The organism is Amycolatopsis sp. NPDC004079 (assembly GCF_040610415.1).
In the GTDB taxonomy this organism is placed as follows: domain Bacteria; phylum Actinomycetota; class Actinomycetes; order Mycobacteriales; family Pseudonocardiaceae; genus Amycolatopsis; species Amycolatopsis halotolerans.
Window position 1 is genome coordinate 26,474 of the sequence record NZ_JBEXMH010000078.1, and the last position, 10,673, is coordinate 37,146.

Consider the following 10,673-nt stretch of genomic DNA (forward strand, 5'->3'; position numbering starts at 1 on the left):
GCGTTCAGTAGCCGTAGTGCAGCCAGACCGCCTTGGTCTCGGTGTACGCGTCGAGCGCCCACGGGCCCATCTCACGACCCCAGCCCGACGCCTTGTACCCGCCCCACGGCGCGGCCATGTCCGGGATCGGCGGCATGTTCACGAACACCGCCCCCGCGCGGATCCCGTCCGCATAGCGTTGCGCGGTGCGGATGTCGCGGGTCCAGACGGTCGCGGCGAGGCCGTACTGCGTGTCGTTCGCGCGCGCGACCAGCTCGTCCGGGTCGTCGTACGGCGTCACCGCCAGCACCGGGCCGAAGATCTCCTCGCGCATGATCGTCATGCTGTCGGTGACGCCCGCGAACAGCGTCGGCTGGTAGAAGTAGCCGTCGCGGTCCACCTCCGAGCCGCCGGTGATCAGGTCCGCGCCTTCGGAACGGCCGGTCGCCACCAGGTTCGCCACGTGCTTGCGGTGCTTGTCCGACACGAGCGGCCCGACCTGCGTCGTCTCCTCCAAACCGGGACCGACCTGCAGCCCGGCGAGTCCGGCGGCCATCTTCTCCACGAACTCCTGCTCGCGCTTGCGGTCGACGTAGAACCGCGTGTACGCCGCGCAGACCTGGCCGGTGTTCAGCGTCGCGCCGGCGAGGTTGCCCGCGACGGCGGCGTCCAGGTCGGCGTCCGCGGCGATGATGCTCGGGGCCTTGCCGCCGAGTTCGAGCGTCAGCCGCTTGAGGTTGGACTCCGCGCTCGCTGCGGTGATCAGCTTCCCGACCGCGGTGGACCCGGTGTAGGAGACGTGGTCGACGTCGTGGTGCGCACTCAGCATCGCGCCCACCGGGCCGTCGCCGGTGACCAGGTTGACGACGCCCGCCGGGATGCCGGCCTGCTCGGCCAGCTGCACCAGCCGGATGCTCGTCAGGGGCGTGACCTCGCTCGGCTTGATCACCACGGTGTTTCCGGTGGCGAGCGCCGGCGCGAGCTTCCACACCAGGATCATCAGCGGGAAGTTCCACGGCGTGATCAGCGCGTTCACGCCGACCGGCTCGCGGCGCGTGTAGTGCAGGGTGTCCGGGAACGAAACCGGGTTCGTGGTGCCCTGGATTTTCGTGACCCAACCGGCGAAATACCGCAGGTGCTCGGCCGCGCCGGTGACGCTCACCTGCCGTGAGATGCCGATCGGCTGGCCCTGGTCGCGGGTTTCCAGCGCGGCGAGTTCCTCGTGGTGCTGCTCGACGAGGTCGGCGAGGCGGAAGAGCAGTTTCGCGCGCCGCACCGGCGCGAGCCCGGCCCACTCCGGCGAGGTCAGCGCGCGGCGCGCGGCGGCGACCGCGGCGTCGACGTCGGCCTGGGTCGCCGTCCCGACGTCTTCGAGAACCGTGCCGGTGGCCGGATCGCGGGTCGGGATGGGCTCCCCGCCGGCCTCGGTCCACTGACCGTCGATGAACAGGCGTGTCGGCATGGCGCTCCCTAGTCCCAAATCTTCTGGTCGCCTCCGAGTATCGGCGCGCGGCGGGCGGGCGGTCTTGTCCGCGAGGGCACGCCCGTTGTCGGCGAGTGAAGACAATGCCGGGCGGGGCCGGGGGACCGGCCAGGATCAGGACATGGACGTGATCGTGGTGGGTGCGGGCTCGGCGGGCTCGGTGGTGTGCCGGCGGCTGGTCGACGCGGGCGCGAAGGTGACACTGCTGGAAGCGGGCGGACCGGACACGAACGCGGCGATCCACGACCCGTCGCGCGCGGGGGAGCTGTGGCACGCCGCCGAGGACTGGGACTACTACACGGTGCCGCAGCCGCACGCCGGGAACCGCAGGCTGCACCTGCCGCGCGGCAAGGTGCTCGGCGGGTCGCATTCGCTGAACGCGATGATCTGGGTCCGCGGCGCGGCGGCGGACTACGACGGCTGGGAGCTGCCCGGCTGGGCCTGGGACGACGTGCGCCCGGTGTACGAGCGGATCGAACGCGACCTGCTCGACCTGGAACAGCACGATCCGCTGCAGCCGATCCAGCAGTCCATTGTGGATGCCGCGCAGGAGATCGGCCTGCCGTTCAACGACAATTACAACAGCGGCGTGCTCGACGGCATCTCCGTGCAGCAGGTCACCATGACCGGCGGGCGGCGGCGCAACACCTGGCTCTGCTACTCCGAACCGGTCGCCGACCAGATGACCGTGCACACCGGCGCGCTGGTGCATCGCGTGCTGTTCGAGGGCGACCGCTGCATCGGCGTCCTGGCGGAGATCGACGGCGAACTGGAGCCGCTGTTCGCCGACCAGGTCGTGCTCGCCGCCGGCGCGCTGGCGTCCCCGGCGATCCTGCTGCGCAGCGGAATCGGCCCGGCCGACGACGTCGCCGCGCTGGGCCTCGACGTCGTCGCGGACCTCCCGGGCGTCGGCGAGAACCTGCACGACCACCTGCTGTCGCCGGTCGTGTTCGCCACCGACCGCCGCGAGGTCGCGCCGCCGCAGACCGGGCTTTCGGTGACGCAGACGCACCTGTTCTGGCGCAGCCGCCCGGGTCTCGAGGTGCCGGACACCCAGCCGATCCACTTCAGCGTGCCGATGTACGAACCGTGGATGACCGGGCCCGCGACCGGGTTCTCGCTGATGGCGGGCATGATCACGCCGCAGAGCCGGGGAACGCTGCGGCTGCGCAGCACGGATCCGACCGAGATGCCGCTGATCGACCTCGCCGCGCTGGCGCACCCGGCGGACTTCGAGAGCCTGGTCGCTTCGGTGGAGCAGTGCCGGTTGATCGGCAGCGCCCCGGCGTTGGCGGAGGAGTGGGGCGCGCGGGAGTTGTACCCGGGACCGGCGGATGTCCGGGAGTACGTCCGGCGCACGGCGATCACCTATCACCACCAGGTGGGAACCTGTCGGATGGGGACGGACGAGCTGGCGGTGACGGACCCGACGCTGGCGGTGCGCGGAGTGTCCGGGCTGCGGGTCGCGGACGCTTCGGTGCTGCCTCGGGTGATCAGCGGGAACACGAACGCGCCCGCGGTGCTGATGGGGGAGCGGGTAGCGGAGTTCTTGCTGGCGTAAATCGGGCGCGGGCGGCAGTAGGCTCGTCGGGTGGATGATCTTCTCGCCGCCGACTATTCGAAGCTCGACGTTTTGGCCGCCGACCCGCCTTCGGGACGGGCCGCGTTGGCTATGCGCGCGGGCGAGCTGTACCCGGCGGCGAACGACGACCAGCGGCGACACCTCGAGTACCTGCTGGACTTGCTCGGGGCGGACGGCGATCCGATCCTGCTCGATCTGCTGATCCGGCTCCGCACGGCCAATCTGCTGGCGGACGTGGTGCGACGGGGCCTCCCGGTGCCCGAGCCCGTGCTGGATCAGCTGATCAAGGAACTGGGATACCAGCCGCCCGTCATCGACGCGGCAGGGGTGTCCGGGGACCGCCGACGGGCGAAGGCGCTCGGTGCGCTGCTGAATGACGACGACCGGTGCGGCCGGGCGGCGCTCGCGCTGGCCCGGCTCGGCGCCCGCGAATGGACAGTGCCGATCGCCCGGCGGCTTTTCGCGGTCGCCGGGCTCAAGCACATCTTCTTGACGGTCGCGCTTGAGGAAATGGGCGACCCGGCCGCGGTTCCGGTGCTGCTCGACTGGCTGGCGAACGGCCCGGAGCAGAATGCCTGGAACGTCCACCGGGCGCTGGTCCGGCTCACCGGGCGGTCCCCGCTGCTCCCGTCGCCGGACGACATCCGCCAGGTGTGGGCAGGGCTGGACCTGACCGTCGGGCCAGTCCCGGAGGTGCGGGACGTCGCCGTCGATTCTCCTTCCGCGCTGCGGTTTTCCGTCGACGAAGGCCGGGCCCGGGTGCGCGTCGAATTCGACCCGTCGCTGCCGGGATCGATGTGGCCGCGGTGGGAGCAGACCCTGTACGTCGGTGATCGTGCGCGATTCGGCGTCGGCTCCGGGTGCGAGACCTGTGAATCAACGCTGCGCCTGCTCGGCTTCGGTCCCGCCGAAGCGCTGGCCGGTGCCGCCCAGGCGCGGGAAGTCCTCGCTGAGCCGCGTGAACTCACCGCTGCGACGGTGCGCGCGCTGGAACCGCTGCTTCAGGAGCTGGAGACTGGGCACTACCGGATGCTCTTGGCCGATCTTCCGCTGGAACGCGTGCGGACGCTGGAGCAGTCGTGGTGGTTGACGCGCAGAACCGAGACGCGCAGTGCGTGGGAGGGAGACCCGGACTGGCCGGGCATCGAGCATTTCCAGCTCCCGCAGGCGATTCCCGGCGAGATGCCCGCATACGGCAGCGTGGTTCCGTCGCAACCGCTGGACGCGCTGGACCAGGCGACAGTCGACCGGTACGCGGAAGCGATCGCCCGCGGCGAGCGTCCCGCGGCGTTGCTGCTGGCCTGGGCGGAAGACCGGTACATCAGCGCCCAGTGGCCGGAACGGTTCGTGCTGGGCGTCGTCCTGGACGGGCATCACCGGCTGGCCGCCTATGCCGCGGCAGGCGTACCCGCGCGCTTGGTGCTGGTGGTGCGCGGGGAGAGCGGCGAGACGGTGGAGGAGGTCGTGCGTGGCTATGCCGGTTAGAACCGGCATAGCCACGCACAAGCCCTAATCCCGCGTAAACACCCGCTTGCCGCTGAACCACGTCTCCCGCACCGTGATCCGGGCCAGCTGATCCGCCGGGGTCTTGAACGGATCCTGGTCCAGCACCACGAAATCCGCCGACTTCCCCGGCGTCAGCGACCCCGTCACGTCGTCCAGGCCGCAGGCGCGGGCCGAGTTCAGCGTGAACACCTGGATCGCCTCGGCGAGCGTGATCGCCTGTTCCGGCCACAGGCTCCCGGGGTGCTTGCCGTACGGGTCCTGCCGGGTGATCAGGCCCTCGATGCCCTCCCAGGCGTTCGGGGATTCGCTCACCGGCCAGTCCGAACCACCGGCGACCAGTGCGCCGGTGTCCAGCAGCGTGCGGTTCGGCTGCATCCGCGCCGCGCGTTCGGCGGGGATCACCTGTGCGATGGCGTCCGGGATCACTCCCGGAACCCACAGGAACGGCGAGATATCGGCCGACACGTTGAGCGTCGCGAACCGTTCCAAGTCGTTCGGGTGGATGAACTGTCCGTGCGCCACTTGGATTTTCGTCGTGTAGTCGCCACGGGCGCGGAGGTTGCCGGCAGCGTCCAAAGTGGCCCGGACGGCCGCGTCGCCCGCGCAGTGGATCTTCGCCGAAAGACCGGCCGAGACGGCGACGTCCAGCCAGTCCGCGAGTTCCTCCGGCGGCATCGTGGTGTCGCCGCAGAAGCACTCGTGGTGCAGGTACGGCTCCAGGAACGCCGCGGTGTGCGCGGGCGGGGTGCCGTCGAGGAAGATCTTCACGAAGTCCGGCCGGTGGTGCTCGCTGCGGTACGCCGCGGCGGCGTCGAGCAGCGGTTTGCCGATCGGGTCCGCGCCGAAGATCGGGTCGTTCACCAGCATCGACGACACGACCCACGCCGCCAGTTCCCCCGCGTCGTCAAGGGTTTTCAGCGCGGCGAGGATGTCGAGCGTCGCCCCGGCGTCCTGGAACGCCGTGATCCCGTACGAGTGCAGGATTTCGATCGCCCGCCGCGAGGCCTCGGCGTGCTGCTCGGCGGTGAGCGTGCGCGTGTCCCGCATCGCCCGCTCCACCGCCAAGCCCGCGGTCTCGATGAGCAAGCCGGTCGGTGCGCCGCTGGTCAGGTCGCGGTGGATCGTCCCGCCCGTCGGGTCCGGGGCGGACGCGTCGATCCCGGCCAGTTCCAGCGCCCGGCTGCTCGCCCACCGGTTGTGCCTGCTGTCCTCGATGAGCACGACCGGACGTCCGCCCGCCGCCTCGTCGAGTGCTCGCCGTACGGAGTCGTGGCCGAGTTCGGGGGCCAAAGTGGACGGCCAGGCACCGCCGACCACCCACTCGTCCGGCGCGAGCCGGGAAGACCATTCCCTTACCGCGGCGAGGATTTCGTCCAGGCTCGAGCCGCTTTTCAGGCGCAGCTCGAACAATTCCCGGCCAGCGAGCGCGTGATGGCTGTGCACGTCCACGAAACCCGGCAGCACGAACGCGCCGCCGAGATCGAGGACCTCAGCGTCCGGACCGGCCTCGGCGGTCGTGATCCGGCCGTTCTCCACCGCGAGCGAGGTCGCCCACGGCCGGTCTTCGTCCACTGTGTACACAGTGGCGTTGGTGAGGAGCAGTTCAGGCGCCACGGGTCACTGTCCAGCGGGGTCGTAGTCCGGCGAATAGACGGTGTTGCTGAGCAGCCGGCCGTACGCGCCGAAGGTGAAGTGCGTCGGCGTCTTGCCGTCCTCGCCCAGCCCGAACAGCGAACCGTGCGACCGCAGTTCCCGCACGTTCCGGTGGTCGGCCACGGTCACCGACGCGCACGGGATGACCTTCTCGCGCCAGGTGAACACGTAGATCCCGGGCCGGATCTGGTAGACCGAGTTCTCGTCGGTGTCGGCGAGCCCGCGCTCCGGACCGGACAGGCACTGCCAGCTGTACCAGTGCGGGGTGAGGTAAACGTGCTCGTACGCGTGCTCTTCGCTGTACACCCACTGCACGCGGCGGCCGATCAACGCCGTGCTGGGCGCGATCTCCTCGCCGTGCGCCTCGCGGCCCTGGATGGTCGCGGGACGGAACCGTTGCGTCACCCGCGGAAGTCCGTCGCCGATCGTGCTCGTGATGACCAGCGCGCGGCCCTGGCGGACGTCCAGCAGCAGGCTGAACGACGTTTCCGCACCGGGGTGGAACTGCACGTAGAACAGTCCGGCGTCGACCAGGAACGTCTCGGAAGCGGTCTCGTCGGTGGTGCCGTCCTCGTCCCACGAGGCGCGTCCGCCGGTGAAGCTGATCGAGAACGTGCCGCCGTCGGCACAGTCCAAAGTGAACGACTGGTTGTCGAGATCGTCCACAGTGGCCGCTTTGTTGGCGTCGAAGCCGGGGGCGAGACCGTCGAGCGGGAGCCAGGTGGAGGTGTCGGACAGGTTGGTCGCGGGCATGGAGCCTTCCTCAGTGTTCGCAGTGGCCGTGAGCGGCCGAGGGCAGGTCGAGTGCCGGGTTCCGGTCGCAGAACCCGTAGGGGCGCATCATGAATCCGGAGTAGTCGACCGGCATGACCGGCCAGTCTTCCGGACGCGGGATGTGCGTCGGGCCGAAGACGTGCCACAGCACGACGTCGGTGTCGCTGACGGAGCGGTCGGCCGCGGTCCACGCGGGCAGCCCGGCGCCGCCCGGGTGCGCGTTGGGGCGGTCGCCCGCCGGGAAGCGTTCGCCGGGCGCGTACGGCGTGACCCACAGGTGGTTCGTGGCGAACGTCGCGCGCTGGTAGACCGTCGATTCCGGTTGCGCCATCAGGGTTGCCGACGGACGCGGCACGAGCTGGTACGCGGTCGGCGCGCCGAGCCGGTTGGTGTGCTCGGTGCTGCGGACTTCCCACACCCGCGCGGTCGCCGGGTTCGCGTGCCGCTTCGCTTCCTGTTCGGTGCGCAGTTCCGTGGCCTTCCAGGTGAAGGCGTTGCCATACGGGTTTTCTTCGCCGATCGGGATGCCGACGGCGTCCACCTCGTACACCGAGTTGCGCTGGCCGTCGACGGCGAAGTCGAGCCGGGCGCAGAACAGGTGCTGGTGCACCGGCGCGAACAGGCCGGGCGCGATCTCGGACGCGTGCGGATGCGCGGACCCGGGCTCGCCGGCGCCGGAGAAGACGATGCCGGTCGCCTTGGCCTCGCATTCGATGGTGCCGTCGAGGTAGAGGTACCAGAAGAAGCCGTAGTCGTAGTTGCCGATGGTGGAGATCGACGAGATCACCAGGCGGCGCGAACGGCGGACCTCGGCCTTGCCGTCGAGATCCGTGTGCTTCCAGAGGATCCCGTAGTCCTCCTCGTGCATGCAGATCGCGTTCGGCACGCGCACCGGCTGGCCGTGGTCGTCGGCGAGGAAGGCGTCGAAGTAGTGGATGACGCCGAGGCAGTCGCAGCCCAGCCGCAGGCTGTTGCCGTTCTTGCCGAGCAGGTATTCGCCGGCGTCGAAGTAGCTGATCCAGAACCGGCCGATCGAGGTGTCGCCGTAGGGAACGACCATCTCCGGCACCGACGCGCGGTACAGCACCGAGCGGTCCTGGAAGGTCAGCTGGTGCAGGGTCAGGCCCTCGCGCGCGTTGAACCCGACGCGCAGCTGCCAGCCCTCCCAGGTCACCAGCGAGCCGTCGACCTGGAAGCTCGGGCCTTCCGGCTGGGTGATCTCGATCGGCTTGAGCGTGGTCCGCGCGGCGTGGTGGCCGTAGCGGCCGGAGTCCTCGGGGACCGGGGTGTCGCCCTCGTCCTCGACCCGGAGGACGCGCTGTTCGGTGAGGTTGAGGTGCGCGACCAGGCCCTCGACCGGATGCGCCCAGGGGCTGTCGGTGCTGTCCTCGCGCAGGAAGGTGAGCGAACGGACGACCCGGCCGGTCTCGTCCTCGCGGCCGAAGTAGCCGGGCGCGAGCGGGGCGCAGAACGCGTGCTCGATGCGGTCGCCGAGGCCGCGGCGGTGCATGGCCGCCTGCCACTCCGGGGAGGCCTTGGTGACGGCCTCGGCCAGGTCGTACTCCTCGAAGAGATACGGGGGCTGGCCCTCGCCGCACTTCTCGTGGCTGACCAGCTCCTGGCCCGTCACCGAGACGACCGCGTCGGCCGATTCGCCGGTCGCGGTGTCGAGCAGGGTGAACTGGATCCGGCGGTCGACCGGGGCGCCGCCCAGTACGGCGGCCTTGTCCGGTTCGACCGGGAGGACCTGCGGAAACCGGGTCGTCTCGGTGACGAGCCCCTGTGCCTCCAGCACGGCCCGGCCTGCCGCGAGCTCGTCGGCGGTCAGCGGGTCAAGGGGGTGGGGGTGTGCGTTGCTCATGGTGTCCCTTCGCGCTCCTCGCCGCAGTGTTCGCGGTGGCCCGGGGGTAGCGGTAGCCGGGCTCGGGGGGTCGTGCGGTCGCTGACAACAAGGATGCACTCGTTGCCAATCCCCGGAAGAGCCGTTGCTGCAGGATTGCGCCATGCGACTGGACCTCGACGGCAAGGCCGTGCTGATCACCGGAGCCGCGTCCGGGATCGGACTGGCCTGCGCGCGGGCGTTCCTGGAGGAGGGCGCGCGGGTCGGGGTGGTCGACCGGGTCCGGCCGCCGTCCCTGCCGGGGGAGGTCGTCGCGGCGCGCGCGGACGTCACCGACGAGGGGCAGGTCGCCGCGGCGGTGCAGCTCGTGGCGGAGTCGTTCGGCGGGATCGACGTGGTCGTCGGCTGCGCCGGGGTGTCCGGACCGGTCGGACGGCCGCTCGCGGAGACCAGCGCCGCGGACTTCGCCGCGGTCATGTCGGTGAACGTGCTGGGGCAGTTCCTGGTCGCGAAGCACGCGCGGCCGTGGCTGGGAGACGGGAGTTCGATCGTCTTCCTGGCCAGCGATTCGGCGTTCGTGTGTGCGCCGGGGATGGTGCCCTACTGCGCGTCGAAGGGCGCGGTGGTGTCGTTGACCCGGGCGTTGTCGGTCGAGTTCGACGGCGTCCGGGTCAATTGCGTGTGCCCGTCGGTGGTCGATACGCCGATGGCGCGAGGGGATTTGGGAGATCTGCTGGACGAACCGGGCTTTCCGGTGCAGGCGGCCGAGGACGTCGCCCAGCAGGTGGTGTATCTGGCGTCCGCGCGGGCGCGGACGGTGAACGGACAGGCCTTGCTCGCCGACTTCGGCGTATCGGCTCGGTCTGGGTTTCCTGCTTGAAAGGGAGAAATGACGATGGCAGACACGCGGGTCGTGGCGATTACCGGCGGAGGGACGGGCATTGGGGCTGCGGTTGCTCGGCGGTACGCCGGTGAAGGCGCACAGGTCGTGGTTCTGGGCAGGCGGCGTGAGCCGCTGGAGAAGGTCGCTGCGGAGACTGGTGCACATGTGATCGCCGGTGACGCCAGTGTCCGGGAGGACGCGGAGGCGGCGATCGCGGAGATTCTCGAGAAGTTCGGGCGGCTGGACGTGATCGTGGCCAATGCCGGCGGGCACGGGCTGTCTTCGGTGGTGGACACCGGGGACGAGGAATGGGAAATCGCGCTCCGGTCCAATCTTTCCAGCGCTTTCGTGTTTTGCCGGGCCGCGTTGCCTTCCCTCGTGGAAAGCGGCGGTCAGGTCGTGATTGTTTCTTCGCTGGCCGGGTTGTTCGCCGGGCCCAACGTCGCCGGATACACGGTGGCCAAGCACGCGTTGATCGGGCTGACCCGGTCGATCGCCCGGGATTACGGGCCTCGCGGGGTCCGGGCCAACGCGGTGTGCCCGGGGTGGGTCCGGACGCCGATGGCGGACGGGGAGATGGAGCAGTTCGCCGAGGCGGCCGGGTTTGACGGCGGGCATGACGAGGGGTACCGGCGGGTGACTGCCGAGGTGCCGTTGCGGCGTCCTGCCGAGCCGGACGAGATCGCTTCTATCGTTCGGTTCCTCGGGTCTTCGGAGTCTTCGTACATCACCGGCGCGGTGCTGGTCGCCGACGGCGGTGCGCACGCGGTCGACTTGCCCACGTTGGCGTTCGAGCGTGCCGGGATGGGGTCGTAAACACCCCTAGCCCGAGCATTTCTGCTTAGTTGAGAAGTCCGTGAGGGGCACCCTGAGGGAATCAGATTCCCTCAGGGTGCCCCTCACGGTGGTGTGGAATTACACCCCACGGGGGGGCGGGGGTGCTTGTTTAAGCCCGCGGACGGGGCCGATGTGT

8 protein-coding genes are annotated in these 10,673 nt (G+C 70.1%); 4 read left to right on the top strand and 4 right to left on the bottom strand.

What is annotated here, in order from left to right; all coding sequences use genetic code 11:
• Nucleotides 1-4 precede the first annotated feature (4 nt).
• Nucleotides 5-1,441 carry an aldehyde dehydrogenase family protein gene (locus ABZX37_RS42975; protein WP_354749763.1) on the bottom strand — a complete coding sequence of 479 codons (1,437 nt, stop codon included), beginning with the start codon at nucleotides 1,439-1,441 and terminating at the stop codon, nucleotides 5-7.
• Nucleotides 1,442-1,583: 142 nt separating this feature from the next.
• Here ABZX37_RS42975 and ABZX37_RS42980 point away from each other — a divergent pair, with 142 nt between their 5' ends.
• The gene (locus ABZX37_RS42980) at nucleotides 1,584-3,023 is read left to right on the top strand and encodes an FAD-dependent oxidoreductase (protein ID WP_354749765.1); all 1,440 of its coding nucleotides are present in this window, start codon (nucleotides 1,584-1,586) and stop codon (nucleotides 3,021-3,023) included.
• A 30-nt stretch (nucleotides 3,024-3,053) separates the two neighbouring features.
• Entirely contained in the window at nucleotides 3,054-4,529 is a 1,476-nt protein-coding gene (locus ABZX37_RS42985) for a hypothetical protein (RefSeq protein WP_354749767.1), read from the top strand.
• 24 nt (nucleotides 4,530-4,553) lie between these two features.
• On the opposite strand, the gene ABZX37_RS42990 is transcribed toward ABZX37_RS42985, so the two are convergent.
• The 3 genes from ABZX37_RS42990 to ABZX37_RS43000 are packed head-to-tail and all read right to left on the bottom strand — an operon-like array spanning nucleotide 4,554 to nucleotide 8,838.
• Nucleotides 4,554-6,164: an amidohydrolase gene (locus ABZX37_RS42990; protein ID WP_354749769.1), complete on the bottom strand. Its 1,611-nt coding sequence runs from the start codon at nucleotides 6,162-6,164 to the stop codon at nucleotides 4,554-4,556.
• Nucleotides 6,165-6,167: 3 nt separating this feature from the next.
• Complete coding sequence (locus ABZX37_RS42995) at nucleotides 6,168-6,956, bottom strand: molybdenum cofactor biosynthesis F family protein (protein WP_354749771.1); 789 nt, start codon at nucleotides 6,954-6,956, stop codon at nucleotides 6,168-6,170.
• A gap of 10 nt (nucleotides 6,957-6,966) precedes the next feature.
• Nucleotides 6,967-8,838 (bottom strand): primary-amine oxidase, encoded by a 1,872-nt coding sequence (locus ABZX37_RS43000; protein WP_354749773.1) that lies wholly within the window; start codon nucleotides 8,836-8,838, stop codon nucleotides 6,967-6,969.
• A 142-nt stretch (nucleotides 8,839-8,980) separates the two neighbouring features.
• Between ABZX37_RS43000 and ABZX37_RS43005 the strand changes: the two genes are divergently transcribed.
• A complete protein-coding gene (locus ABZX37_RS43005) occupies nucleotides 8,981-9,697 on the top strand; it encodes an SDR family oxidoreductase (protein WP_354749774.1) in 717 nt (238 codons plus the stop codon).
• Nucleotides 9,698-9,712: 15 nt separating this feature from the next.
• Nucleotides 9,713-10,516, top strand: coding sequence for an SDR family oxidoreductase (locus ABZX37_RS43010; protein WP_354749776.1), 804 nt, complete (start codon nucleotides 9,713-9,715; stop codon nucleotides 10,514-10,516).
• Nucleotides 10,517-10,673: the final 157 nt, after the last annotated feature.